We start from the raw sequence: 25057 nt of genomic DNA, 5'->3' as shown, positions 1-25057 counted from the left end.
GATCAGCGCTGTTCGAAGGTCGCCTGTGCGCTGAGGCCGGGGGCCGCGCGAACTCGCCCGCACCATTACGCCTACCCTGGGGCCCGCCACGTGGCGGATTTTGAGCGGATTTTGAACAGTGCGACGAACGGAGCGTGACACGTGACGGGGGCCAACGGCGCGGAGCTGGTCGGCGAGGTTCTGGGCGGCCGATACCGCGTGACCGCGATGATCGGGCGCGGTGGCATGGGTGTGGTCGCCCGGGCGGTGGACCAGTTGCTGAACCGCGAGGTCGCCGTCAAGGTCCTGCGGGCCTACACCGACGCCTCCCCGGCCGAACTGGCCGAACTGCGGGACCGGATGCAGCGCGAGGCGCAGGCCGCCGCCCGTATCCGGCACAGCGGTGTGGTCACCGTGCACGACGTGGTCGAGGAGCGGGGGCTGCCCGTCATCGTCATGGAGCTGGTCGACGGGCCTTCCCTCGACGACGTACTGGCGGAGCGCGGCCCACTGGACCCGCGCGAAGCGGCCGCGATCGGCGCCAAGTTGATGGACGCGCTCGACGCGGCACACCGGGCCGGAGTCCTCCACCGGGACGTCAAGCCCGGCAACGTGCTGCTGGAGCGCGGCGGCCGGGTCGTGCTCACCGACTTCGGGATCGCCAGCATGGAGACTTCCGGCGACGAGGCCCTGGCCAAGCTGACCCAGAGCGGTCAGATCGTCGGCTCCCTCGACTTTCTGCCGCCGGAACGCGCTCAGGGCCGGGAACCGAGTGCCGCGTCGGACATCTGGGCGCTCGGCATGACGCTGTACGCGGCCGTGGAGGGCTCATCTCCCTTCCGCCGTACGTCGGTGTGGTCCACGCTGTCGGCGATCGTCACCGACCCGCTTCCGCAGGCCCAGCGGACGGGAGCGCTCACGCCGGTGCTGGAGGCGCTGATGGCCAAGGACCCGCTGCAGCGGCCCGACGCCGGGCAGGCGCGCGAGATGCTGGAGGCGGTCGCCGGGGGCAGGACGGCGGACCTCGCGTCGGCACCGGCCCCCCAGCCCGTCACTCCGCCGGGCTTCGGTCCCGCCGCGCCGTTCTTCCAGCCCGCCGCCTCCTACACGCCGGCCGACGCCTACGGCGCCCCTCCGCAGCCGGGCGCCGCACAGCCGGGCATGGTGCCCGGCATACCCGACGGTGTCGGCAGCCGTTCCGAGACCCGTGCCACGATCGTCCCCGCGCGGCGCCGCCGCACCCGTACCGTCGTCGCGGTGGCAGCCGCTACCGTCCTCACCTGCGGCGGAGTTGCCTACGCCCTGATGGACATGCGGGGCAACGCGGGCGGCGGGTCGAACGCGGCGTTTCCGACTGAGAGCACCGGCGCCGGCGGTGACGTGTCCCGCGGCCCGACCTCGCCGGGGGACCTGGCGTCCACAGGCCCCAGCGGGACGCCGTCCAGCACGCCCTCGAAAAAGGACGACGTCCGAGAGACAACAGGTCCCACGCCGACGCCAGGCAACGGCGGCGGCAAGTCGACCGCGGATCCGTCCGGCCCGCCGAAGGCAACGCCCAGCGCCCCGGTGAAGGAGCCCGTCCCGGTGTCGACGGCGTGCACCGGCTGGGCCCACTCGAACCGCAGTGACGGCTACGGTAACGCGGCCCAAGACACCCACCTCTACACCGGCCCGTACGCGGCGTGCTCCTACGTGACCGCGATCAAGTCCGGCGTGAAGGTCTACTACCACTGCTACGTCACCAATGCCCAGGGCAACAAGTGGATCTACGCCCGTATCGCGGGCACGAACACCGAAGGCTGGGTGTTCAGCGACAAATCCACGCTGAAGAGCGGCACACTCGCCCGCTGCTGAAACAGGTGATCCAGCCGATGGGGGAGGGGCGATGGTTACTTGCTGTTCTGGCCCGGCTTGCGCTGGTGGGTGTTCCGGGCGGGTTGGCCCGGAACACCCACGACACCAGAGCAGCAGTCGGCTTACCTGGCGAGTTCGGCCGGTTCGTCCGGTCCCGTCAGCTTCCGCTGGCGATCAGGACGACGTCCGGCTCGCGGTACGGCAGCTCGAAGACCTCACGGAGCACGAACGTAGCCCTCCGAGGTGATCCCATGCGCCGTGTTGCACCTGGCCGCCGGGTTGGCGAAACCGATGAACACGGTGAGCTCGACCAGCGCCGCCGGGCCGAGTTGGCCGAGCAGACGCGCCGACAGCTCATCGGTGACGGTCGTCGGCGTGTTCGTCATGGCCTCGGCGTACTCCATCACCTCCCGCTCCAGCGGCGTGAACACCTCCGACTCCCGCCAGCGCGGCACCTGGCTCGCCTTGGCCAGGTCCAGGTTCTGGTTCAGTGCCGCGAAGTAGTTGATGTCGAGGCACCAGCTGCAGCCGACCTGTGCGGCAACAGCCATGTGCGCGAACGTCTTGAGGCTCGCGTCGACCGCGTCCCAGGTGGCCACCTGGGCTGAGAACTCCTGGTTGGCCTCGGCGAGCTTCGGGTTGTTCCACAGCACCTCGTTGGGCTCGGGCACCGAACCGAGCTGCTTGATCAGAGGTTCGCGGAGCTCGGCGGGGAGCTCGGCCTTCGGGACGCGTAGCGCCACGGTGTTCTCCTTGGACGACGTCCGCCTGTTTGGCATGAAGACACCACCGGGTCCACGAATGTGACACCCCCGTCGCCACTGCTTATGGATCGTCAGCGCGCACGCCGACCCTTGGCCACGTCAGACAGCGGTGACCGGAAGGTCATTCAGCCGGGCGAGGGCCAGCGTGTGTGCGCGGTCGAGGGAGTCAGCAGCGGGGCAAGGGATGTCCGGCTGCACGCCGATGCCCTCCCAGTTCGTGCCGGAGACGGGGTTGATGGCACGGCCCACAGGGATGCTGGCTTCCAGGTGCGGGTGCACGGTCCAGCCCTCACGCGGGTGCGCGCCGCCGCGGGTGCGTTCGCCGACGACTACGGCGCGGCCGAGCTGCTGCAGGTCGTACGCCAGCTCCTCGGCGGCGGAGAAGGTGCTGTCACTGGACAGCACGTACAACGGCTTGCTGCCGCCGAAGCGGGCGCCGGGGACGTGCGGCAGGCTCCAGGACTGCTCGCTGCGCTCGCCAGCGCGCCAGTACATGGTGTTGAGGTGGGTGCGCTCGTCCAGTAGGTAGCTGCAGACGAAGGCGACCGTGTCCGGGTCGCCGCCCCGGTTGGCGCGCAGGTCCACGATCAGCGCCTGGGCGCGGGCAGCCAGGGTGAGCGCGGCGCTCAACGGTTCGGCGGCCCACTCCAGCGGAAACAGCATCGGCGCCAACTCCAGTACGGCGACCCCTCCGTCGAGCAATTGCACCCGGGGTGCACCGCCCAGCGAGGTGTCGAAGTCCCGGCGGACGGCGGCCAGGTTGGCCGCCCCCTGCTTGGGGGGCACCGGGTCGGTGTGGTGCTTCAGGCTCAGGTGCCGGTCGCCGTTGACGGACTGCAGGTCCGCGGTGACCAGCCGGGCGAGCTCCTCGGCGTCGTCGACGTCATAGGTGCCCTGGGCGAGCCGTCGTTGCAGGAGGCCGGTCAGCTGCTCGGCGATCTCGGGGAAGACGTAGTGCTCGGTCAGCAGCCGGGCTGTCTCGTCGATGACAGGGGCCGGTTGAAGCTTCGTCAGAATCGTCATGGCAGGAAGTAGAGCACCGCCCTTGCGGAAGCGTCAAAGAATTTAGACACTTTCGGTATGCGCGATCAGCCTTCCTACCCGCCGCCTCCTGAGGACGTCCTGGAGATCGGTGCGCCTGAGCAGTTCGCGGCGCTCTCCCACCCGTTGCGCCAGCGGTTGCTCTTCGCCCTGGGCCAACGGCCCGCCACCATCAGCCGGCTCGCGGCGCAGCTCGACGCGAAGAAGGGCAACGTGGCCCACCACCTCAAAGTGCTCCGCGAAGCAGGCCTTGTCCACATCGCCGAAACCCGCCAGGTCCGCGGCGGCACCGAGCAGTACTACCAGCGCACGGCACGCCACATGGTCGTCGCCGAACCCCAAGCGGCAGGCACCGCCGCGATGCTCGCTGCGGTCGCCCATGAGCTGGACCGCTCACCCGCCGAGACCCACCTGACACTGCGTCACCTGCGTTTGAGCCCCGCGAAGGCAAGAGAACTAGGTGAGGCCCTCGCTCAACTGGTCGACGAGGCCGAGGAAAACACGGAGGACCAGCCCGTGCATGGCGTGTTGGTAGCGCTCTATCAGCAGGCTCTGCCGACCAGCGTCACCGGTTCCGCCTAATGCTGCGACCACGTAGGTTCGCCGGTTTGGTGATCGTGACGGTTGGACGTGCGGTGACGTTCGATCCGACCGCTGGAGGCGCGGTGGCCGAGCCTGTCCGTATGCGCAGACCGACCAGGAAGGGCAGAAGCTGCGGCAGTTTGTGCGGCGTGGCAGCAGCACCCGCGCGGTGCGCTACTGGCGCGCGATGCTGCTGCTGGCGTCGGCTGGCGGGAACCGCGTGTCGGTGATTGCCCAGTGGGTGCAGGCTGACGAGGGCACCGTCCGGGATGTGATCCACCGGTTCAACGAGATCGGCCTGGCCTGCCTGGACCCTAAGTGGGCGGGAGGCCGTCCCCGCCGGCTCAGCCCTGACGACGAGAACTTCGTCATTGCGACGGCCACCAATCGCCCCACCAAGCGCGGTCATCCCTTCACCCGCTGATCACTGCGCAAACTGTCGCCTATCTGCGGAAAGCCCAGGGCCGAGCGATCCTCATCGGCCGCGAAAGCTTACGTGGCCTGCTCGCCCGCCGCGGCGTTACCTTCCAGCGCACCAACATGTGGAAGGAGTCCCCCGCCCTGGACAGCGAAGCGAAGCTGGACCGGATCGAGGAGGTCATGGTCCGTTTCCCGGCCGGCGCTGCGGGTCTTCGCCTTCGACGAGTTCGGACCGCGCGGTATCGGCCCACCGCTGGCTCAGGCTGGGCCGAACGTAAACACCCTGACCGGCTGCTCGCCACCTACCACCGCACGCACGGCGTGCGCTATTTCCACGGCTGCTACTCGCTCGGAGACGACACGCTGCGGGGCGTCAGCCGCCGCAGGAAGGGCGCTACCAATCCGCTGTCCGCGGCTGAAGTCGATCCGTGCCTCCCGGCCCGACGGCGCCCCGATCTACGTCATCCTGGACAATCTGGCCGCCCACAAAGGCCCTGGCATCCGCCGCTGGGCGAAGAACGCAAGGTCGAGTTGTGCTTCCCCCGGCCTACGCATCCTGGGCCAACCCGATCGGCGCCCACTTCGGATCACTGCGGGAGCTCACCATCGCCAACTCCAATCACCCCGACCACACCGTGCAGACCGGGGCCGTGCACGCCTACCTCCGGTGACGCAGCGCCAACGCTCGCTACCGCGATGTCTTGGCCGCCGAACGTGAGGAACGCGCCCGCATCCGCAGCGAGAAGGCATCCGCTGGGGCGGACGGCCACTGCGATTGGCGGCCTGACCTGACCTGCCAGGAAGGTGAGTCACCGAGAGCGCGGGGCGAGCGGGGCTTTTCGCCCGGGGCGGCAACGGGTGGCGCCGGCAGGGTCTCAGGGTTCGATGACGAGGCGTTCGATGAGGCCGTCGCCGAGTGTGAACTGGTAACGCAGATCGATGGTCCCGCCAGGGAAGTTGCCCTCAAGGTGGTGGGTGGCGATGTAGCGGGTTGCGTCGGTCTGCTCGGCGCCGGTGAGGTGGATGCTGTAGGTGAATTCGGTGGCCGATCGGCTCAGCCACTTCCCGATCGCCTCGATGCCCTCGTAGGTGTTGCCGTCGTCGATCACTGTGGCTTCGCGGGTGAACGCCGTGATTGCGGTTGCGGTGTCGTGGGCGCGGTGTGCTGTCAGGTAGCGGGTGATCACCTCGGGCAGGGTGTCCGTGGTGCTGGTTCGGGGCTGGTTGTCCTGCATGACGCTCCTTGGGGTGGTGGCGGGTTCAGACGGTGGGGGTGGTGCCGCCGTCGATGACGTGTTCGGCGCCGACGATGGCCGAGGCGCGGTCGGAGACGAGGAAGGCGACGAGCTCGGCGACTTCCTCGGGCCGGTTGGGACGGCCCAGCGGGATGCCGCCCAGGGAGTCCATGAGCCGGCCCAGCGCCGCTTCTTGCGTGATGTCTGCGTCGTGGGCGATCCGGGCGACGAGGTTGTCGGCAGCCGAGGTCTGGATGAAGCCGGGCGAGACGGTGTTGACGCGGACGCCGTGCGGGGCGACCTCGTTGGCCAGTCCCTTGCTGTAGGTGGTCAGGGCGGCCTTGGCGGCGGCGTAGGCAAGGGTTCCGTTCCACAGCGGCATGCGGCGCTGGATCGAGGTGACATGCACGATCACGCCCTTACCTGTGGCGATCATGTGCGGCAGGAGTGCGCGGTCCAGCCGGACGGCGGCCAACAGGTTCGTGTTCAGTTCCCTGACCCAGTCGTCCTCGCCGAGCGCGGCGAACCCTCCGGCCGGCGCCTCGGACCCGCCGAGGGTGTTGACCAGGATGTCGACACCGCCCACGCGGGCGTCCACCTCGGCGGCCACATGAGAGGCGCCCTGGGCGCTGGACAGGTCGGCGGTGATAAACGCCTTCTCCTCGACGTCGTCGGGGCGGCTGCGGGCCGTTACCAGCACGGTCGCACCGGCCTGGGCGAGACGCCGGGCGATGGCGGCTCCGGTGCCCTTGGTGCCGCCGGTGACCAGAGCGCGTCGGCCTTCGAGGGATTCGCTGATGGATGTGGTCACGGTGTGCTCCGTTCCCGGACGCGGGCACAGAAGGCGCCGCTTCCGTCATTACTGCTAAAATAGAAGCAACTAACTTCGACTTTAGCAGTAACTGAGGGGATGGCCACCATGGCAAGCCGGATCAGGCTGGAGGACCGGGAGTGCCCACTGTCCACGACGGTGGAACACGTAGGCGAGTGGTGGACGCTGCTGATCCTCCACGACGCGTTCGACGGCTACACGCGCTTCGACCAGTTCCAGGAGAGCCTGGGCATCTCCTCCAGCATGCTCACCACCCGGCTGAAAACCCTCGTCGCCGACGGACTGCTGGAGCGCCGGCCCTACCAGACCAACCCCGTACGCCACGAGTACGTCCTCACCGAACTCGGGCACTCCCTACGACCGGTGATCGTCGCCCTGGCTGCCTGGGGCAACTCCCGCCTCACACCGGCCGAACGCAGCATGATCCTCATCGACGCGCACAGCGGCGAGGAGGTCGAGCCCGTCGTCGTCGACGCCAAGACCGGCCGCCGACTCGACGACAGCGACACCTACGTCTTCACCGCGGGCCCCGCGGCCAGCGCCGCCATGCGCCACCGATATGCGACACGACCGACCACCCCCACGGAGGCGTAAGGCCGCCCCAAGCCGGCGCCGAACAGCCGCGTGCAGTACCGGACACACCTCGAACCTGATCGACCAGGTAACACCGGATCGGCGGCACCATCACGCATGCCGATTGTCCCGAGGCGTTGATAACTAGATCAAGTGAGGCGAGGAGCAACGTCGTTTTGTTCGAGTTGAGCGTGTTGATGCCGAATGTGCCCGCCAAGTCCTTGCCCTCCTTCGCATCTGTGGATCGCGGTCCGGGCGCCCGGAGTGTCAGTACGGACGGTGTGGCGCTGGCTGGCGCGGGCCCGTGAGGACCAGCTGGAACCGGTTTGCGGGCGTGGAGCCTTCGCCCTTGGTGACGTGTTGTGAGCCCGGCTCCAAGAACTGGGCGGGCCCGTGTCCGAGTTGTGCGGAGAGTTGGAACGAGCCGGTGACCGAGCCCCTTTTGAGGGACGGTTTCCGTCGTTCGCGACGTGGCATCGGACGGAACGGGATCAACTGCGCGTGGGCCGTGTGCTGGAGAACACCTAACGCCGGCGCGAATATAGGCAGATAAGTCGATCAGGACCGCTATGACCGCGCTATGACCGCGCTCTGGCCCAGCTCGCCCTGCCGGAACGGCGGACGGGACCGGACAGCAGACGGCGCTCTCGCCCACGCGGGTATCGGAGGCGGGCCACGGCAAGGCAGCGTGCCGTTCACCGGCTGGCTGCGGCTGTATGTGCCGGTCGCGGCACGAGGGGTGCTGTGTCCCTACGGGGACCCCGGCCATGGCGAGACCGTCGCGATATAGGGGGCGTTGCGGCTGCCCCCGCACCGCATGGCGGTCCGCCGGGCACTGGTGGTCGGGAAGCCGGCGCTCCCGTAGCTGCGGGCCGCGCTGCTGACCGCGTTCAGTTTCCCTCGCGAAGGCGCTCACGATAGGGGCGTTGGCGGCGCCTGGTGTGCGGGGGCTCGACGAGCGGGACGTGTCCGGTGTCGCCAAGTGGGTGCTGCTGCGGCCCGGTTCCTGATTTCCCGGCATGTGAGCCACTCAAATCACTACCGTGTGTGATGAAATACGGGCATCCAATTACCCTATGTGGTCGCTACTGTGCTGTTCCGCGCCGCGCACAGCGTCCCGTGTTCCCACGAGGAGTCCCATGTTCCGCAAGGGGATCCGCCGCAGGGGGAGGTGGACGTTCGCGGCCTGTGCCGCGCTCGTCGTCCTGTCCGCCACCGCGCCTGTCACGCTCGACCCCCACCCGGCTGGCTGGCGTCCGTTGGGCCTCCGGCGGGTCCAGGGTGCCGATCCGGTGCCGGAAGTGGTCTGGCGGCACGGCCAGTTGGGACCGTGCGGTCACCAGGGCGGCGCCCGGTCCGCCGTTTACGGGCAGCGTCCGCACCTGCGCCTCGTTTTCGACACGTTCGATTACGTCGAGCACGCGCCGTGTGCTGAGCGGGTCCCACGGCAGGACGTGGGCACCCTCCGGGTTTTCCACGGCCGGGACGCCGCTGAGGAAGCACAGGATGCGAAGGGCGGGCAAGTCCGAGCTGACGAGCACGTCCGGGGTGAGGAGACGCGTGAAGGCAAGCGTGATGGGGAGCGGGTGGGCGGGGTGCCGGCCGACGAAGGCCTGTCCGTCCGGGAGCCGGCCGCGCACCTCGCGAGCGGCCCGCGGCACCAGCGAGTCTTCCCGGCCCCGGGCGGCCGGACGACGGCGGACCTGCCGGAGCCGGGCTCGGGCCGCGTGAGACGGACCGTCAGGCCGACGGCCGGCGCACCTCACCCGACGAGTCCTCGGCGGGGCGCGGGCGGCGGCTCCGCCGGCGCGGACAGATCCGGGGCAGCCGCCGGGGTCCCGACGTGGGGCAGCCACGATGGCCGCCCGGCCTCACCCGACAGCGGCCCGAGCGCCCCGGCGAGGAGCCGCGGCGAAGGTTCGCAGAGTCGGCCGATGCGGCCGGTCTACAGGGTGCCGATGGCTCCGGCGTACAGTCCCGGCCGCTCGCCCAGCTACCCCTGGGTGGGGCAGCCCCCGGCGTGGGGCCAGGCCACGGCCACGGCGACGTCCACGGCGACGGCGTGGAGCGGACCGGTTGCGCCCCGCTGAATCGCCCCAGGGCGCCCGGCCATACGGCGCCGGATCGTCCCGGTGCCGGACGGTGCGGGGCGGCGACGCACATCGACCCCATGGACTGACTGATCATTCCTGTTCGCCGATCCCTGAAGGCCCGCGCTCGGCACGGGCCTTCAGGGATCGGCGAACAGCGGTGTTACGTCGGCGAATTGGCGTGATCGGCCGGCACCGGCTGTCTCAGGATCGCCGTGCGGGCCAAGCCCGAAGCAGCTGCCATGGCGATGGCGGAAAGGGCCAGTGCGGTCCCCGGCCCCGATTTCTGGGCCACCAGACCGCTGATCGCCGTGCCGGCGGAGCCGCCCAGGGCCATGAAAGAACCGATCCATGACTGCGTCTCGGCCGCCATGTCGGGTGGGGCGAGATCGCCGACGGTGCTGTAGGGCGCGACGAAGGTAGGCCCCGAAGCCAGTGGGTGCGGCTCGTTTTCAGTGAGGGATCCGCCCAGCTCAGCGAGGTTGCTACGGACGAGCCGCACCCAGCGCGCTCAGCGTTCGATCCTGGCCGTTTCGCCCCTGGCCCCGCCCTCGGTACTCGGACAGGGATCAGCGACGGGTTTCGATCTTCAGGTCGCCTGCGGTCACGGTGCGGATGTGGTCACTGGCGAGCAGGTCGTGCGGGTAGCCGAGGTCGATCGCGCTGACCTCGTCGAGGCGGGCCAGCTGATCGGCAGCGAAACCGACCTCCAAGGCACCCAGATTTCCCATCAACTGCTGGGGGGTGCGAGCGCCGATGACGGGTGCCGTTACGTCCGGGTTCTGCAGGGTCCAGGCCAGGGCGACCTGAGCGGGTGTGCGTTCCAGCTCCGCGGCCACCTCCCGCACGACGTCGGCGATGGCGAGGGTGCGTTCGGTGACCATGCCCAAACCGGCGTTGAAGCTCTTGCGGTTGCTTTCACCGGAGTCAGCGCCCGTCGCGGTCAGATCGGCGCGGCTGTACTTGCCGGAAAGCACGCCGCCGCCCAGCGGTGAGTACGGGGTCACCCCCAGCCCCATCGCCCGTGCCATCGGGATCAGGTCACGTTCTCCGTCTCGGTTGATGAGGCTGTATTCGATCTGTAGCGCGACCAGCGGTGACCAGCCGCGCAGGTCGGCGATCGCTTGCATGCGGGAGATCTCCCAGGCCGGAGCGTTGGACATCGCCACGTACAGGACCTTGCCCTGCCGGACCAGATCGTCCATGCCACGCAGGATCTCCTCGACCGGTGTCGTGAAGTCCCACACATGCAGGAAGAGCAGATCGATGTAGTCCGTATTCAATCGCCGCAGGCTGGTATCCACAGACGCGAGCAGGCTCTTTCGGTGAGCGCCCCCGGAGTTGGGGTCCCCGGGTCGGCGCTGCGTCGTGTATTTCGTTGCCAACACCAGGTTGTCGCGGTTGTCGCGAGTGAATTCGCCCAGCATGCGTTCGGAGCTGCCGTCGGTGTAGGTGCCGGCGGTATCGATGAAGTTGCCGCCGCGCTCGACATAGAGGTCGAACAGCTTGCGCGCATCGTCCTGCTCGGCGCCCCAGCCCCACTCTGTGCCGAAGGTCGCCGTGCCCAGGGCCAGCGGTGAGACCCGCAGCCCGGAGCGGCCCAGCAGCCGGTAGGTGTCGAGGGAGAGCGACATCATGTCCTCCTGTGCTCGTGAACGTCGTCAAGCACAGCCTGCGACCACCCAGAGCCGGGGGTAAGGGAAGGAAGTTCCTGGGAACACCAGTCCTACCCGGGCTGTTGGACCAGCCATGATCCCTGGCACGGTGGACGTGACACACGAACTGGCCGTATTCCTGCGGACCCGACGCGAACGCCTGGACCCACGGGATTTCGGCCTACCGGCGCGTCGGCAGGCCCGACGGACCCCGGGACTGCGCCGCGAAGAAGTCGCAGAACTGGCCGGGGTCAGCACTGACTACATCGTGCGGCTGGAACAGGCCCGCGGGCTGCGGCCCTCAGCGGAGGTGGTGGAGGCGCTGGCCCGGGCACTGCGCCTGACCCCCGACGAACGCGCCCACCTCTTCGGACTGGCCCGGCAGCGGCCCCGCAGTGCCGACAAGCTCGCCACCGTCGCAGAGCCGCTGCTGGCCCAGCTGGTCGCCGATCTGTCGCCGCTGCCGGCGATGCTGATGAACCACCGCTACGACATCCTGGCCTGGAACAGCGAAATGGCGAAGCTGCTACCGACCTTCGACACCTTGCCGCCGCAGCAGCGCAATGCGATGTGGCTGTGCCTGATACATCCGGAGACACGGGACTTCTACGTCGACCGCGAACGTGTCGTGCGAGAGGGGATCGCCCACCTGCGCACTGCGTGGGCCGCGCATCCAGAGGACCAGGCGTTGACCGACCTCATCACCCAATGCATCACTCACGACCAGGAGTTCGCGCGATTGTGGGCCGAGCGAGAGGTCAAGGTCAACGGCCGCGGACGCAAGACGATGCGGCATCCCGAGGCCGGTGTGATCGCAGTCCACTTCGAAACGCTGACACCGCTTCAAGATCCGGACCAGCTGTTGGTGATCTACCGCGCCGCCGACGATGAGAGCCAGTCGGCATTGGACCGGCTGTGCACACGGTGATGGCGAACCGCCCATCGTTCACCGAGACCGAACCGCCGCAACGGCGTGGCTTCGGGATCCACCGATGAGATCCGAGCCGGAAGCATGCCGATCCGCCCCACCTGCGACGACGTCAAAACCCGCCTCCAGCGACTGCTGTTCGCCAAGCTGACCACCTGACACCGGAGCCTGGCGTCTGTCGCGTGACCTGCACCTGAGCAGGGGCTCGCTACATCAAGGTCGACTCAACCCGGGTTGGGCGCGGCTCGTCCTCGGTGAAGCATCCGACCAGCTCAATGGGTCCTTACGGAGGAGCCACACCCAAAGCCAGTCCCGGAATGGCCGCTGCCGCGATGAGGATGCTCACGTACATCTGACTGGCCACTGCGACCAGGGCGGCTCCGAGAGCGAGGACGGTCAGTGTCACCGCGAAAGGTTCGGCTTCCCGCCCCAACGGGGCGGCAGCGCGCCCAGGACCACTCCGCCGATGACGCTTCCGATGGCCATGGCGCTCAGCAGGACCCCGCTCATCAGGCAGTCGACGCAACAGCAGCAGGATCGTCGCGCTGGTGGTGAGGAAGGGGGCGGCAGCCAGCCCTGCCCAGGGTGCCACCGGCTCCGCCAGGAATGCCGCCAGCATCGGCCCGGCGATGAAGCCGAGGTCGGCCAGGACGGCGTCCAGGATCCGCCTTCGTGCAGCTGGGAACGAGAGGGCTACGTGACCAGGCCTGCTGAGGCACCCGTTGGGAAGGTTCTTTCCACGCGGTTCACGCTTCGCGGCCGACGGAGCCCCGAGAAAGCGACCGTAGCGGTCCGGTCCGTCGAGGTCAGAATGCTGGCCGGCATGACCGAGACCGAGCAGTCAGGCGCGTTCCGGATCCTGCGGAGCGTGATCCATTCCCCGCGGGAATCGGCGAAGGAGAGCGCCTCCACACCCGGCTCGCCCGTGATGTCCACGTCCTCGCCGAGGACACGTACGGAGGCGAGGAAGGAGCCACGTTGACTCGTACGCGGACACTGCCCTGCAAGCTGCGCCGCCCAGCCACGGAACCGCAAGTCTCGGGGTGCGAACCCCCGTGCCGGATGCGGGCCCCGCGCTCACCCTTCGCTCCTCGCGCTCACCTTTTCCTGTTCGCGGGCGGGCGGCTCCTCAGGGGTGTGGCGCGGCAGGAAGACCAGCGTCACAATCGCACCGAGAGCGGCGACCCCGGCCGATACGGTGGCGGTGACGTGCATGGCATGGACGAACGCGTCGTGGGCGGGCTGGACCAGCGCCCTGCCCGCCGACCCCAGCTCCTGCGCGACCGCCAGGGTGGTCTCCACCGACTCGCCCGCTGTGCGCCGCAGGTTCTCGGACAGGTCGGGGACCGCCGCGAGATGGCTGTCGATGCGGCTGTGGTAGACGGTGGACAGCAGCGAGCCCAGTACGGCGACTCCCAGAGCACCGCCGACCTGCCGGAAGGTGTTGTTCACCGCGGAGGCGGAACCGGCCTTCTCGCGCGGCAGCGATGACATGATCATGACGGTGGCGGGTGGCATCACATGCGCCGTCGCCGTGCCCATCAGGAAGAACACCACCTCCAGTACCCAGATCGGCGTAGTAGTACCGAGTAGCAGGAAGCCGAGGAACGCGATCGCGTCCAGGGCCAACCCGGTGGCGCACACGGCACGTGCGCCGAACCGGGCGACGACCAGGCGGGCCCGCGGCGCGAAGGTCATTTGGGCGGCGGCGAGCGGGAGCATCAGTAGGCCGGTCTGCAGGGGGGTGTAGCCGCGCACGCTCTGGATGTAGAAGACACTGAAGAAGGTCACGCCGACCAGCCCGAAGAAGACGAAGCCGATGGCGACCACGGAGGCGGAGAAGCGCCGGTCGCGGAAGTACGCGATGTTGAATGCCGGGTGATCGCTTCGGTGCTCGTGGAGCACCCAGCCGCCCAGAACGGCGACACCGGTGACGATCGTCACCCACGACACGGGCGCGGTGAAGTCGGCGAGCTGGCCGCCCTTGATGATGCCGTACGCCAGCAGGACCAGACCGATGACGGACAGCAGCACCCCGACCGGGTCGAGCCGGCCGGGTAGGGGGTCCTTGGAGTCCGGGACGAGCGCGGCCATCGCGACCACGCCGATCACCACGATGGGCACGTTGATCAGGAACACCGATCCCCACCAGAAGTGCTGGAGCAGCACCCCGCCGACGATGGGGCCGAGCGCGATGGCGAAGCCGACCGTGCCGGTCCAAATGCCGATGGCCTTGGGCCGCTCGTCGCGGTCGAAGACGTTCGCGATGATGGCCAGCGTGCTGGGCATGACGAACGCGGCACCGAAGCCCATCAGAGCGCGGAACGCGATCAGTTCACCGGAGGAGCCGGAGATCGCGGAGAGCAGGGAGCCGATGCCGAAGGTCAGCATGCCGAAGATCAGGGTCTTCTTGCGTCCCAGCCGGTCGCCGACGAGCCCGGAGGTGAACAGCAGCCCGGCGAAGACCAGTGTGTAGGAGTTGATCGCCCACTGCAGCTGGCTCTGAGTGGCGCCGAGTCCAGTAGGGGGTGGCTGGGCGATGGTCTTCATCGCGACATAGAGGATCGAAGTGTCGAGCACGACAACGATCAGACTGAAAAGCAGCACGGCCAGGATCACCCAGCGGCGGGAATGTACCGCCTGGGGAATCTGTACGGCCGGAGACCGGGACTCGGGGGCAGACATGTTCCCACGCTAGAGTCACTTACCGACAGAAGCAGCACAGTTTCGCACCTGTCCCCCGAATGGCGGACATATCAGTCGTCACTCGTGATGCCTCCAGCACCCGTGATTCCTCACTTCAGGGAAACACCGCTCACTCACTCGACTGTGACTGAATAGGCGTCTGGGAGCGTGGGTTGTGCGGTGTGTTCACACCTGCGATGCCAAGAGGCAGAACCCGCAAGTCATTTCCTTACGGCTCCGGTGTCCACCAGCCCGGGCCGCCCCTCAACGTGCTGGTGGAGCGGTATGCGGGCTTCGGCGTGCGGGTTTCGACGGGCTGTCCTAGCGTGGAACGCGGCGCCCAACAGGACACCGTCCTTGAGGAGCAGATCCCTGGCCGTTCTGTGCAAACAGGAAATCGCGGTCCCTGATCACATCGCTCCCCTTGAGGAAACCCTCGAACTTGGCGCGGAGGATGCACCATGACCAAATCCGCGACGTGATCTCGCGCTCCGGCTGATCGAAAATACCGGAGTTCTCTAACGGCACAATGTCCAGCCTCTCGCGAGAGGTGTTGCACCATCCCGGAGTGGACGCCCGTAGTGCTGTCCACCAAGCGGAATCCAAGGCTCGTGCGGGTCACGTCCGCAAGCTGGACTTCTGCATTATCCACGCGGGCGTGCCGCCACTGCCCCGGAGCGCTGCTGCGGGCGGGCCCACGCATCCTCGCCGATCTGAGCCGCTTTCTGGGCGTCCCGCCCGAAGCCTTCCGGTTCAGCCGCGCCACGCTCACTGAGTACGGCAATAGCGCCGGTGCCGTGGTGCTCGACGCACTGGCACGGCTTGTTTGACGAGGCGTCGGCCCTCGACTCCCACGAGGAGTTGCCGGCCGGTATCGGTCCCGGCGTCACCGCTGAGATCTGCCTCGGCACTTGGCCCTTGGACCAGGCAGCTTGAGTCCGCGTCCGCACCGAGCAGGAGGTACGCATCATGAGCAGTCAAACGGATCGGCCACCGGTCCGCTTCTGGAGCGTTGACGACATCGAAGCCCTCGACTTCGACCCGGCGATGCAGGAGATGCTGGACGACGGCGGACTCGCCCGCATCCGGATGCCATACGGGGAAGGCGACGCGTGGGTGGCGACGAAGTACGAGGACGTCAGACTGGTCACCACCGACCCGCGGTTCAGCAGGGCGGAACTGGCCGGTCGCGATGTCACCCGGCTCGCCCCGCACTTCATCCCGCTCGACGACGCGGTGGGGTTCACCGACCCTCCGTACCACACGGGGCTGCGCAAGACCGTAGCGAAGATGTTCACCCGCCGGCGCGTCGAGCAACTGCGCCCACGCGCCGAGAAGATCGCCGAGGACCTTCTGGACGCGATGGAACAGGCCGGAGCGCCGGCCAATGTGATGGAGCACCTCAACACGCCCCTGTCGGTGGCCGGGATCAGCGAGCTGATGGGTGTGCCGCAGGAGGACTGGTCCCGGATCCTCGACTGGACCCTGCTGGTCATCTCGTCGGCGCAGGGCCGCCGGCGCAGCGAGCAGGCCAAGGAGGAGATCGGCGCCTACTTCGACGCGCTGGCCACCCAGAGGATGGCGGAGCCCCGCGACGACGTACTCAGTGATATGGCCGCCGCTGAGCGGGACGGCCAGCTCTCCCGAAAGGAGCTGGTGGCCTTCGCTGTGCTGATGGAGGTCAGTGGCATCAACTCGGTGCGGTTCAACAGCGCCAACATGGTCTACCTGCTGCTCACACACCCGGAGCACCATGCCAGGCTGCTGGCCGAGCCGGACTTGCTGCCACAGGCGGTGGAGGAGTTGCTGCGCTTCATCCCCCACCGCAACGCGGTGGGCATGGGCCGCATCGCCACCGAGGACGTGCAAGTCGGCGAGGTGACCGTCTGCCGCGGCGAGCCCGTCTACGCCTCGTACGTGGCGGCCAACCGCGACCCGGAGAAGTTCGACAACCCGCACAGCCTCGACTTCGACCGCGCCTTCAATCCACACCTGGCCTTCGGCAACGGACCGCACTACTGCGCCGGCCCCTGGCTGGCCCGGATGGAGATGCAGGTGATGCTCCGCGGACTGCTCGACCGCTTCCCCGACCTGCGGCTCGCCGTTCCGCCGAGTGATATCCGCTGGCGGCAAGGCGAGCTGATCCGGGGTCCGGTAGCGATCCCGGTGACCTGGTGACGAGGAACGGAGGACTTCCCGATGACCGATCTGACGACGTCGACGATGGACGGCCTGGTGCTCCCGCCGGGCGGAGGGCGGACCCTGGTGACCAGCGCCCAGGAGGTGACGATGAAGGTAACGGGCGCGCGCACCCAGGTGGGTTCCCTCTTCGAGGTGGTGGTGCCCCCCGGGTTCGACGTGGGCGCACACGCCCACGCCAACAGCGAGGAGGTGTTCTACCTCCTCGAAGGTGAGCTGGAGGTGCTCGCCTTCGAGCCGCGGGAACGCACGCCGGACAACTGGCAGCTGTGGGAGTCCCGTTCCGGCGAGGGGCCGGTGCGGGCCACCCGGGGCTCGGTGGTGCATGTGCCGCCCGGCTGTCCGCACGCCTTCGCCAACCGGACGGACCAGAACGCCAGGATGCTCGTGCAGGCGGCTCCGCCCCCGAACCACGAACGCTACTTCGAGGAGCTGCTGGAGATCCTGAACGCCGACGGCCCCCCGGACGAGGCAGCCGTATCCGCCCTGCGCAGGCGCTACGACATCCATCAACTGACCCCGTTGCGCACTCGGCTCAGCGGGCCGTCGTGATCAGGTCCCGCTCTCCGATGACGTGGTTCCAGGCGTTCAAGCTGGTGCGCTTGACGTCCGTCTTCTGACCTCGGCCGGTCCGTCCGCGCAAGTAGTGCGGGTGTATACGGCCGGGGTAGGAGGAAGCACGAATAGCGAACGCACCAGTAGGAGATCACAGCGGTTCCGCCGGGTGCGGTGGTTCATGCGCCCGACTTCACCGGTGGCGCATGCTGGCGCAGTTCAGAGAGTGCAAACGGTCATACCGGCACCTCTGCCGCCACACCATCCGGCGACACCATCCCGCCGACGGCGAACCGTCGGCGCCGCCCATCCGACGGGAGGTACGGACCGGTGAAAGCACTCGTCATAGAGGAGTTCGGCGGCCCAGAGGTGATCCACCTCGCGGAACTGGCCGATCTCGAACCTGGGCCCGGCGAGGTCCGGGTCCGGGTGTCGACGGTCGTTGTCGGCCGCACGAAGGACATCGCGACCCGGGCCGGACGTCCTCCTTTCGCGGGACAGGTGCCGGGATTCCCCCACGTACTCGGCAGTGAGCACGCCGGCGTGGTCGACGCCGTCGGTCCCGGCGCGGACCCGGCGCTGATCGGGAGACGAGTAGCCGTCTCCGCGGTACTTTCCTGCGGGAAATGCCGCGCCTGCCAAGCCCGCCGTGAGGAGGCGTGCTCGTCGTTCGGCCTGATCGGCATACACCGGCAGGGCAGCTACGCGCACTCGTGCGTGGCGCCGCAGTCCAACGTCTCGCTGCTGCCGGATGACGTCCCCTTCGCCCAGGCGGCGGCCCTGGCGGGCAACGGGCCCGTGGCCAGAGCACAACTCGAAGCCGGTCATGTCGGCCCGGGCAGCAACGTGCTGGTGATCGGTGCGGCGGGGTCGCTCGGCGCGACCGCCGCGTCGCTCGCAGGCTTTCGCGGGGCCCATGTCATCGGCGTCGACCGGCTGGCCGTCAAACCGGGCTGCATGGACGGCCTGCCACTGCGGGCGGCCCTCGACGGTGACGCGGAGGACCTCGCCAGCGCCATCCGCTTGGTGACCGGCGAGTGGGGTGTCGACTGTGTCATAGACAACCTCGGCATCCCGGCGGTCTGGCACAAGTACCGCGAAACACTGGCTGACATGGGCCGAATCATCGTGTCCGGAGCGATTTCGCACGAGCCGCTGCCCATGTCGCTGCTGCCGTTCTACCTCCACAGCCAATCGCTCATCGGGGTCCGCACCGGCAACCGCACGGAGATCACCGCCTTGTGGCGGGATGTGGCGAACGGCTTCCGCATCCCGGAGGCATTTGTGGATCCCAGACCGTGGGAATCCGTGAGTGATGCCCATCGTGCCGTCGAGGCGGGGGTCTCGCGGGGCCAGGCAGTGCTCGAAGTGGGGGACTAACCAGGCAGTGGATTCCGGGACAGACGAAAACGGACGCATAGGCGGCCTGGGCCGCGAACCCGATCGAGGCGGACGTGGCCGCTGCGACGGTTCACCCTCGCCAACTCCCGCTATCCCAACCACACCGTTCAGGTAGCGAGTTGCACGGCTGTCTGCGCTGGTGCAACCAGAACGCCCGGCATCCCGACGACGTGAACGCGCCCGCGTACGCAGTGAGAGGGGCATTCCGCTCGGCGGCCGCCCCATCGCCGGAGCGGTCTGACCGCCCTTCCGAATCCCAAGCCATTGGGCAGGTCACGGACGAGTGGCCACCAAGAGGCAAGGACAAGGAACGCTGAGCGACTGCTGATGTTGGCAAGGTGCGTATCGAGGGGGATCGTGCGACTCCAACGCACCTGGCGGCGGGCGACCCGGAGCCCAGATAGGCCGGCGAGGCGGATGGCGTCGCTGTGGTCGGGACGTACGCGAGACGTCGGCTTCACTCCGCAGTGGTGCTCGATCCGCTGGTGCTGCTCCCGGATCCAGGGCACGTCGAAGGCGGTGGTGTTCCACCAGATCGCGAGCGCACCGCCCGGAAGCAGGACGCGCAACGCCTCCGGGACCGAGCGGGCGGTGTCGGTCCACTGTCAGGACTGCGCGTAGGTGATGAGGTCGCGGGAGGCGTCCGTGAGGGGGAGGGCGTTGCCGTCACCTCTGACCCGATCGGCACATCCGGGAGCACGGTGCGGCCATGGCGTCGCCCGGCTGGACGCCGATCACATCAGCCCCGCGCTCACGCAGCAGAGCGGTGGCGATTCCGGTGCCCGCGCCGGCATCGGCGACGCGGGCACGTATCAGGGGACGGCTCGTGAGCCGATCGATGTGATCGAAGAGCACGGGCGGATACGAAGGCCCGGCTGGCCGCGTACTGGTCAGCGGCCGCGTTGAACGAAAGGGCGCGTGAGCTGGTCATCCGCCCATCAGCGCCCCCTGCCCCACTGATCACCCACCCCGTTCGTCGTTTCCGGTCACAGCGTGAGTGACGGTGTCGGGAGTCAATACAACGCGAGCATCTGGTTGTCCGGACGCGAGTGGGACAGGCACAGGAAGTGGGGAGAGGCAACTTTTGTCGGCCAGGTGGGCGAACGCGGGCGCGGGCGCACACATATCGTGCCGAACCGGGACAACATTCACGCAGTCACGCAGTGACGCAGTCATCGAGTCACGTAGGCGTAGGCGGGGACGCTTACCTGGACGAAGAAGGTTCCCATGTCTGCCATCCCACGCGGGCGCACCGGCACGCTGTCAGTCCTGGCCGCGCTCACCACATCCGCCCTCGCCCTGGCCAGTGGCGGTGCCGCCGTCGGGCACACCGCCAACAGTCATGCGGGAGCCCCGGGCCACCTGCACTGCCCCCGGCTGCAGCGCCCGATCGCTACGACGGAGGCCGACTGGCAACCCGTCGCCGAGGCGTTGGGCCGCACCGGCGCGTTGCGGGAGAACGTGGTCTACGGGATCTCGCTGCCCCGCAGGGATCTGAAGGTCACCAGCCGGGGGGTGAAGATCGGGGCGTCGCTCGCGCTCAACGGCAGCGCGGACTTCGCCCGGTACTGCGACGGCACCATGCTCATGGGCGACCTGGTGCTCACTGAGAACGAACTCCCCAAGGCCACCGAAGCCCTTCAGGAGGCGGGCATCGAACAGACCGCCCTCCACAAGCACCTGCCCGACCAGAAGCCCCCCATCTGGTGGACACACTTTCACGCCATGGGCGACGCGGTCACCCTCGCCCGCAAGCTCAAGGCAGTTCTGAAAGTCAGCGGCGACCCCATCGCGGTGCCGGCGCCGGCGGTCACCAAGCCCATCGACCTGGACACCGCCGAGATCGACGAGACACTGGGCCGCAAGGGCATCGCCGAAGGCCGGACTTACAAGTTCTTCATCGGCCGCGCGGAGACCGTCACCTCACACGGCCATGTGCTGCCCGCACCCATCGGTATCGACACGGTGATCAAGTTTCAGGCCCTCGGAAAGAAGCGGGCCGCGGTCACCGGCGACATCGTGATGACCGCACATGAAGTGCAGAACGTCCTGCGGATCCTGCGCAGGGGCGACTTCGAAATCGTCGAGCTGCACAACCACATGCTGGACGACCAGCCCCGGCTGTTCTACGTGCACTACTGGAAAGTCGGGGACGGCGTCGAGCTGGCGAGGGGCCTGCGTCCGGCCCTGGACGCCACCAACCTGGCGCCGCCGCCCACCCCGGAGTCGTGACCCACGCCGACGATGGGCTCGTGGGGCCGTTTTGAGATTTCGTCAGGGCTCGAACTGGCCCCGCAGCCGGTGCGGATACGGCCCGTACCCGCCCATTGGCGGCAACGGATCCACCAACGCCCACCGCGCAGTTCACGTCCAGCCACTCGGACGTTCCACCGGAGCATCGATCACGGCTCGGCACAGGCCCTAGGCGCTCGCGTGCTCCTCCGGTGGTGAGGTGGAGGTGGGGCGCCATGGTGGCTCTATCCCGATGAGCCTCAGACACGGGAGGCCGCGGCTCGCCAGCACGTGCAGGACCTCCAGTCTGAGGCTGCGGATTTGGCCCTCCGCTTGGAGAGGGCACGGGAGGATCTGTCGCGGTTGGAGATCACGCGGGAGACGCGGCTGCCACCATGATCGTGGACATCGGTTGTCATGCAGCGCCGGTCAGCGCAGCTGCTCTCTCTTCGAAGGCGACCAGGGCGAAGTGGCCGATCGTGGAGTGCCTGCAGGCCGCCGCGCGTGCGGACGGCCATGTCGAGGGCGTCGGTGACGAGCTCGGTGCGCATGTGACCGGCCATCGACCAGCCCAGCAGGCGACGGGAGTACACGTCGATGACCGTGGCCAGATACAGGAGCTTCCCGCCGACGAGGGGCAGGTAGGTGATGTCCCCTATCCAGGCGTGGTCGGGGGTGGACGCGGAGAAGTTCCGCCGGAGCAGACCGACTGGTCGGACTCCGTGCCCCTTGGGGGACTCTCTGACGTGATCCTGCGCCCGTTCAACGACTCTGTGCGGCCCCGGTTGTCTTGCATCCCCGTCCAGCCCCTTGCGGGCCTTGCACCGTGGTCCTGGCCATCCATAGCGGTCTGTTCGGCGTGCGCTGCGGAGCGGCGGTGGCCTGCCCACCGGCCCCAGGTGTGCGGACAGCCCCCTGCGTGGCAGGGGGCTGTGGGTCAGGCGCGGTGGTCGGCTGCCGTCAGAGGAGCTTCTGGGGGGCCTGGTACTGGTTGACGGGTGCGATGTTGCATGCGGCCTTGGGGCCGCCGAGGCCGTGTCCGCCGATGCCCTCGCCCTCCGGCAGCGGCACCAGGCAGCGTCCGTCGACGTTGACGAGCGGGGCGCCGTAGGTGTTGAGGATGCCGCCCGACTCACCGGCGATGACGGTGTTGCCGTTGCGGGTGCCGAAGTCCGAGGCACCCTGCGCCGAGGCGGGTGCGGCGACGGCCATCATTGCGGCGGCGGTGAGAACCGCTCCGGCGAGAACCTGCTTGATCACGATCATGCTCCCATTCGGTGGATCGGCGAGGGGTGACAGGGCTCGCCCTGCGGTAAGCCTGCTGCCCCTGGGCAGTGTCCTGTGGATCACGGACAGGTCGCGGCCTCCGGCACGGCACCTCGCCGCGTTGCCGAGCAATCCCCACGGCTCCTCCCTCAAGCCCTCAAAGGCCAGAGGGGACCCCATGAAGAAGCTCCAGCGCCTTGCGATGCACCGCACCAGACGCTGCGACCTGTCCGACTGTGATCCACCAGACACTCCAGGAACGAGCAGCGTGCACAACAGGTCACAAACTGCGCCCATTTAGTCTAAAAAAGACACGGCCAGGGGCTGGGGCTGGTGCGCCTGTTGTCCGCCAGCGGCCTCCCGGGCTCTCGGCGCAGCCACAAAAGGGTAGGCCGCGGCCCTACTTGAGCGGCCGTGGTTGCGCAGCCCGATCCCGGTCACCCGACAGGAGCCACACCTCAAAGCGGACGTCGTGACCGTCGGCGCCACCGGTGTGCCAGGTATGCCGGTATGGATGATGTGTAGGAGTGTCCCAACGGCAAGGCGCAGCCACTGCGTTGCCCACAGCCCAGCCCGGCGAAGCCATACGCCACCTGGGGGAGACCGCGACACGAGGTGCCGGGGGCCTGCCGACACCGTTCGAGGCTGCATCGTGTGACGAGAGCTCAGCTTCTGGACGTTTCGTCGATGGCGGGCATCGGATTCCCGCCCGGATGCCACCCGTTGAGGAAGCTGGCCTGCCTGCCGAGGTCTACGAGTTCGATCCGGGCGCCGATGCTGTCCATCTGGTGATAGGCGAACGGCCTGCCATAGGGACAGCCGGAGAAGTCCACGGGCATGCCCTCTTTCTCCAAACGCTGGGAACCGTGCCGCACATCGCTGGTCCAGAAGCCGATGTGATCGAACCTGGCTCCCCTGGACGCGTCCCAGGGGCTGCCTGACGGCCCTTCAATGAGCTCGATGAAGGGCGGCCCGCCTGCGGTGAAGACGATGCGGTAGTCCCACTCACCGAGCCGGTCGGACACGGGATCACTCCACTCGACCCCGGCCGCACGCTGGAAGTCCTGCATGGCTTGCTCGATGTCCGGGACCACGAAGCACACATGGTAGAAGGCAGTCATCCACCCATGATCGGAGCAAGTGTCAAGAGCTGTGGATCGGTTGGGTTCAGTGGCGGCTGGCCGGAATCACCGCGGTCAGGTTCTGCGCGTTGTTTGCCATCCCGCGATCAGGGCGCCCAGCGCGTCAGCCCAGATCAGCGTGCTGTCCGGCTGCCGGCCCGAGGCCGCCTCCGATGTCGCCAGTCGGAGGTCCAGCGCGGCGAGTCCCTCGCACAGGCAGCTGATCTCCGCGGAGGTGCGTCATGGCAACCACGACCGATCTGAAGACCGGCCTGGCTTACGGCATCGAGGGAACGGGCACGCCCGTCGTCCTCCTGCACGGGATGACCTTCGACCGACGTAGATGGCGGCCGATCATCGACGAGCTGGACGGCGCCGTCACGACCATCACCATCGACCTGCCGGGACACGGCGGCAGCAGTGGCGAACCGACACGGCTGGAGGGCGTCGCCGAGCAGATCCACCGACTGCTGGAGTCGCTGGCCATCGAACGCCCGGTCGTCGTCGGGCACTCGATGGGCGCCGCGGTGGCCGCGCTCTACGCGTCCACGTACCCGGCGCGCGGCATCGTCCTGGTGGACCAGGCGATGGAAGTGATCCCCTTCGCCCGGATGGTCCATCAGATCGCACCGATGCTGCGCGGACCCGCCTTCAACGAGGTCTGGCCGAACATCGAGAACAGCCTCGGGCTCGACCGCATCCCCGAGCCGACCCGCGCGCTCGTCCTCGGCACGCACAAGGTCGAGCAGGACGTCGTGCTCGGATAGTGGGATGAAGTCCTGACCACGGACCCGGCCGAGCTGCAGGCCCGGATCGACGCGAAGACGGCCGGGATCAAGGTCCCCTGCCTCGCGGTGTTCGGCCGGCTTGCCACCCACGGGGAGCGCAAGCGGCTCGACGACATGCCGGACGTAGAGATCGAGGAGTGGGTGGGCGACGGGCACTTCGTCCACCTCGTCGATCCCAGGCGATTCGCGACCAGAATTCGCACCTTCGTCGACTACTGCGACCAGGCAACCTGACCAACGAGCACGGGACCGCAGCTGAGGCGTAGCAATTGTCATTCCTGAAGGGGCGGGCTCTGTCAACGGTGGGTTTTCTGCTGGTCGTTGGTGGGTTCGGGCACAGCCGACCTGCTCGTGGCCGGCGTGAGGCCGGGCGGTATGGGTGAGCATGAGGTGATGGGTGTCGCTGTTCTCCAGCCCGCGATGCGGGTGGGCAGGGATGTACTCGACCGGCGGTCATTCCGTCGCGGCGCCGAGCCGCATGGAGCGATACGACGTGCGGCAGACGGGGCCAATCAAATCCATGGCCCCGCCGTTGAAGGGGCCAGATAATTGTCCGGCCGCGAGCCCGCCGCCACTGAGCTGTTCACGTGGAACGTCACGTAAATTACGTGACGGACGACAACTCCAGCCCGAGGCGTGCGGGCTACGGGCTGGGGTCGGCGCTGGCACCGGTGACGGGTGAAAATTCTGGGGTGTCCCGTACACCAGCCCCGTAATCTGCCTATATGGCCAGCGCTGATCGTGATCTGCTTTCCCGGACCGCCCGTAACGCCGTCCGGGGACTGATGAGCGGTCTCGTGGTAGGGGCGATCGGCGAGTACCGGGAGAACGAACACTTCGCGCAGGACCCTGACACC

21 protein-coding genes and 5 pseudogenes are annotated in these 25057 nt (G+C 68.1%); 15 read left to right on the top strand and 11 right to left on the bottom strand.

From position 1 onward, the window contains the following. Positions 1 to 207: 207 nt before the first annotated feature. On the top strand, positions 208 to 1833 hold the full coding sequence (locus ADK54_RS20365; RefSeq protein ID WP_078966498.1) for a serine/threonine-protein kinase: 1626 nt from the start codon (positions 208 to 210) through the stop codon (positions 1831 to 1833). Positions 1834 to 2048: 215 nt separating this feature from the next. Here the strand turns inward: ADK54_RS20365 and ADK54_RS20360 are convergent, their stop codons facing one another. After that, positions 2049 to 2576, bottom strand: a complete 528-nt coding sequence (locus ADK54_RS20360) for a carboxymuconolactone decarboxylase family protein (RefSeq protein ID WP_053727091.1) — start codon at positions 2574 to 2576, stop codon at positions 2049 to 2051. 120 nt (positions 2577 to 2696) lie between these two features. Further along, positions 2697 to 3620, bottom strand: coding sequence for a S41 family peptidase (locus tag ADK54_RS20355; RefSeq protein ID WP_053727090.1), 924 nt, complete (start codon positions 3618 to 3620; stop codon positions 2697 to 2699). 57 nt (positions 3621 to 3677) lie between these two features. On the opposite strand from ADK54_RS20355, the gene ADK54_RS20350 reads away from it, so the two are divergent. From ADK54_RS20350 to ADK54_RS48565, 3 genes are all read left to right on the top strand, one after another. After that, positions 3678 to 4220, top strand: coding sequence for an ArsR/SmtB family transcription factor (locus ADK54_RS20350; RefSeq protein WP_053727089.1), 543 nt, complete (start codon positions 3678 to 3680; stop codon positions 4218 to 4220). A gap of 169 nt (positions 4221 to 4389) precedes the next feature. Beyond that, complete coding sequence (locus ADK54_RS48570) at positions 4390 to 4644, top strand: helix-turn-helix domain-containing protein (RefSeq protein WP_324610182.1); 255 nt, start codon at positions 4390 to 4392, stop codon at positions 4642 to 4644. 529 nt (positions 4645 to 5173) lie between these two features. Continuing rightward, positions 5174 to 5311: a hypothetical protein gene (locus tag ADK54_RS48565; protein ID WP_324610181.1), complete on the top strand. Its 138-nt coding sequence runs from the start codon at positions 5174 to 5176 to the stop codon at positions 5309 to 5311. Positions 5312 to 5515: 204 nt separating this feature from the next. Here ADK54_RS48565 and ADK54_RS20335 read toward each other — a convergent pair whose 3' ends face one another. Both ADK54_RS20335 and ADK54_RS20330 read right to left on the bottom strand, forming a co-directional pair. Next, positions 5516 to 5875 (bottom strand): nuclear transport factor 2 family protein, encoded by a 360-nt coding sequence (locus ADK54_RS20335; RefSeq protein WP_053727087.1) that lies wholly within the window; start codon positions 5873 to 5875, stop codon positions 5516 to 5518. Between the two features lie 25 nt (positions 5876 to 5900). Continuing rightward, the gene (locus ADK54_RS20330) at positions 5901 to 6686 is read right to left on the bottom strand and encodes an SDR family oxidoreductase (RefSeq protein ID WP_053727086.1); all 786 of its coding nucleotides are present in this window, start codon (positions 6684 to 6686) and stop codon (positions 5901 to 5903) included. A gap of 108 nt (positions 6687 to 6794) precedes the next feature. On the opposite strand from ADK54_RS20330, the gene ADK54_RS20325 reads away from it, so the two are divergent. After that, complete coding sequence (locus ADK54_RS20325; RefSeq protein ID WP_199827003.1) at positions 6795 to 7301, top strand: winged helix-turn-helix transcriptional regulator; 507 nt, start codon at positions 6795 to 6797, stop codon at positions 7299 to 7301. Between the two features lie 2232 nt (positions 7302 to 9533). Here ADK54_RS20325 and ADK54_RS20315 read toward each other — a convergent pair. Then, positions 9534 to 9872, bottom strand: coding sequence for a hypothetical protein (locus tag ADK54_RS20315; RefSeq protein WP_053727084.1), 339 nt, complete (start codon positions 9870 to 9872; stop codon positions 9534 to 9536). A gap of 67 nt (positions 9873 to 9939) precedes the next feature. Beyond that, complete coding sequence (locus ADK54_RS20310) at positions 9940 to 11004, bottom strand: aldo/keto reductase (RefSeq protein WP_053727120.1); 1065 nt, start codon at positions 11002 to 11004, stop codon at positions 9940 to 9942. Positions 11005 to 11119: 115 nt separating this feature from the next. On the opposite strand from ADK54_RS20310, the gene ADK54_RS20305 reads away from it, so the two are divergent. Together ADK54_RS20305 and ADK54_RS47630 are read left to right on the top strand one after the other, a co-directional pair. Continuing rightward, a complete protein-coding gene (locus tag ADK54_RS20305; protein WP_053727083.1) occupies positions 11120 to 11953 on the top strand; it encodes a helix-turn-helix transcriptional regulator in 834 nt (277 codons plus the stop codon). Between the two features lie 682 nt (positions 11954 to 12635). Further along, positions 12636 to 12842: pseudogene (locus ADK54_RS47630) on the top strand (MarR family transcriptional regulator); the annotation flags it as partial. A 188-nt stretch (positions 12843 to 13030) separates the two neighbouring features. Here the strand turns inward: ADK54_RS47630 and ADK54_RS20295 are convergent. Further along, positions 13031 to 14638: an MFS transporter gene (locus ADK54_RS20295; RefSeq protein WP_053727082.1), complete on the bottom strand. Its 1608-nt coding sequence runs from the start codon at positions 14636 to 14638 to the stop codon at positions 13031 to 13033. A 692-nt stretch (positions 14639 to 15330) separates the two neighbouring features. Between ADK54_RS20295 and ADK54_RS48840 the strand changes: the two are divergent. The 5 genes and pseudogenes from ADK54_RS48840 to ADK54_RS47620 all read left to right on the top strand — a co-directional run. Next, a pseudogene (locus ADK54_RS48840) lies at positions 15331 to 15574 on the top strand (type III polyketide synthase); the annotation flags it as partial. A gap of 33 nt (positions 15575 to 15607) precedes the next feature. Beyond that, a complete protein-coding gene (locus ADK54_RS20290) occupies positions 15608 to 16816 on the top strand; it encodes a cytochrome P450 (RefSeq protein WP_053727081.1) in 1209 nt (402 codons plus the stop codon). Positions 16817 to 16837: 21 nt separating this feature from the next. Beyond that, the gene (locus ADK54_RS20285) at positions 16838 to 17389 is read left to right on the top strand and encodes a cupin domain-containing protein (RefSeq protein ID WP_053727080.1); all 552 of its coding nucleotides are present in this window, start codon (positions 16838 to 16840) and stop codon (positions 17387 to 17389) included. Positions 17390 to 17722: 333 nt separating this feature from the next. Continuing rightward, a complete protein-coding gene (locus tag ADK54_RS20280; RefSeq protein WP_063802017.1) occupies positions 17723 to 18772 on the top strand; it encodes a quinone oxidoreductase family protein in 1050 nt (349 codons plus the stop codon). Positions 18773 to 18813: 41 nt separating this feature from the next. Further along, a pseudogene (locus ADK54_RS47620) lies at positions 18814 to 19034 on the top strand (IS630 family transposase); the annotation flags it as partial. A 58-nt stretch (positions 19035 to 19092) separates the two neighbouring features. Here the strand turns inward: ADK54_RS47620 and ADK54_RS47615 are convergent. Further along, positions 19093 to 19724 (bottom strand): annotated as a pseudogene (locus ADK54_RS47615) (class I SAM-dependent methyltransferase); the annotation flags it as partial. 296 nt (positions 19725 to 20020) lie between these two features. On the opposite strand from ADK54_RS47615, the gene ADK54_RS20270 reads away from it, so the two are divergent. Further along, complete coding sequence (locus ADK54_RS20270; RefSeq protein WP_053727077.1) at positions 20021 to 21025, top strand: DUF1259 domain-containing protein; 1005 nt, start codon at positions 20021 to 20023, stop codon at positions 21023 to 21025. Between the two features lie 494 nt (positions 21026 to 21519). Here ADK54_RS20270 and ADK54_RS47610 read toward each other — a convergent pair. From ADK54_RS47610 to ADK54_RS20260, 3 genes and pseudogenes are all read right to left on the bottom strand, one after another. Continuing rightward, positions 21520 to 21729, bottom strand: a pseudogene (locus tag ADK54_RS47610) (DDE-type integrase/transposase/recombinase); the annotation flags it as partial. A 256-nt stretch (positions 21730 to 21985) separates the two neighbouring features. Then, positions 21986 to 22291 (bottom strand): hypothetical protein, encoded by a 306-nt coding sequence (locus ADK54_RS20265; protein WP_053727076.1) that lies wholly within the window; start codon positions 22289 to 22291, stop codon positions 21986 to 21988. 665 nt (positions 22292 to 22956) lie between these two features. Further along, positions 22957 to 23412 (bottom strand): VOC family protein, encoded by a 456-nt coding sequence (locus ADK54_RS20260; RefSeq protein ID WP_053727075.1) that lies wholly within the window; start codon positions 23410 to 23412, stop codon positions 22957 to 22959. A gap of 242 nt (positions 23413 to 23654) precedes the next feature. Here ADK54_RS20260 and ADK54_RS20255 point away from each other — a divergent pair, with 242 nt between their 5' ends. Beyond that, positions 23655 to 24179 (top strand): alpha/beta fold hydrolase, encoded by a 525-nt coding sequence (locus ADK54_RS20255; protein ID WP_053727074.1) that lies wholly within the window; start codon positions 23655 to 23657, stop codon positions 24177 to 24179. Between the two features lie 87 nt (positions 24180 to 24266). After that, the gene (locus tag ADK54_RS46120) at positions 24267 to 24434 is read left to right on the top strand and encodes a hypothetical protein (protein WP_159047852.1); all 168 of its coding nucleotides are present in this window, start codon (positions 24267 to 24269) and stop codon (positions 24432 to 24434) included. Positions 24435 to 25057 lie beyond the last annotated feature (623 nt).

The organism is Streptomyces sp. WM6378 (assembly GCF_001279695.1).
Taxonomy (GTDB): Bacteria; Actinomycetota; Actinomycetes; order Streptomycetales; family Streptomycetaceae; genus Streptomyces.
Note: the sequence above shows the minus strand (reverse complement) of the source record. Positions and strands in the feature narration are given on the sequence as shown.

Coding starts and splice junctions, on each gene's coding strand:
- ADK54_RS20255 (WP_053727074.1), top strand. CDS start 23,655: ATGGCAACCACGACCGATCTGAAGACCGGCCTGGCTTACGGCATCGAG.
- ADK54_RS20260 (WP_053727075.1), bottom strand. CDS start 23,412: ATGACTGCCTTCTACCATGTGTGCTTCGTGGTCCCGGACATCGAGCAA.
- ADK54_RS20335 (WP_053727087.1), bottom strand. CDS start 5,875: ATGCAGGACAACCAGCCCCGAACCAGCACCACGGACACCCTGCCCGAG.
- ADK54_RS20305 (WP_053727083.1), top strand. CDS start 11,120: ATGATCCCTGGCACGGTGGACGTGACACACGAACTGGCCGTATTCCTG.
- ADK54_RS20355 (WP_053727090.1), bottom strand. CDS start 3,620: ATGACGATTCTGACGAAGCTTCAACCGGCCCCTGTCATCGACGAGACA.
- ADK54_RS20295 (WP_053727082.1), bottom strand. CDS start 14,638: ATGTCTGCCCCCGAGTCCCGGTCTCCGGCCGTACAGATTCCCCAGGCG.
- ADK54_RS20270 (WP_053727077.1), top strand. CDS start 20,021: ATGTCTGCCATCCCACGCGGGCGCACCGGCACGCTGTCAGTCCTGGCC.
- ADK54_RS20325 (WP_199827003.1), top strand. CDS start 6,795: ATGGCAAGCCGGATCAGGCTGGAGGACCGGGAGTGCCCACTGTCCACG.
- ADK54_RS20365 (WP_078966498.1), top strand. CDS start 208: ATGATCGGGCGCGGTGGCATGGGTGTGGTCGCCCGGGCGGTGGACCAG.
- ADK54_RS20290 (WP_053727081.1), top strand. CDS start 15,608: ATGAGCAGTCAAACGGATCGGCCACCGGTCCGCTTCTGGAGCGTTGAC.
- ADK54_RS20265 (WP_053727076.1), bottom strand. CDS start 22,291: ATGATCGTGATCAAGCAGGTTCTCGCCGGAGCGGTTCTCACCGCCGCC.
- ADK54_RS20350 (WP_053727089.1), top strand. CDS start 3,678: ATGCGCGATCAGCCTTCCTACCCGCCGCCTCCTGAGGACGTCCTGGAG.
- ADK54_RS20285 (WP_053727080.1), top strand. CDS start 16,838: ATGACCGATCTGACGACGTCGACGATGGACGGCCTGGTGCTCCCGCCG.
- ADK54_RS20310 (WP_053727120.1), bottom strand. CDS start 11,004: ATGTCGCTCTCCCTCGACACCTACCGGCTGCTGGGCCGCTCCGGGCTG.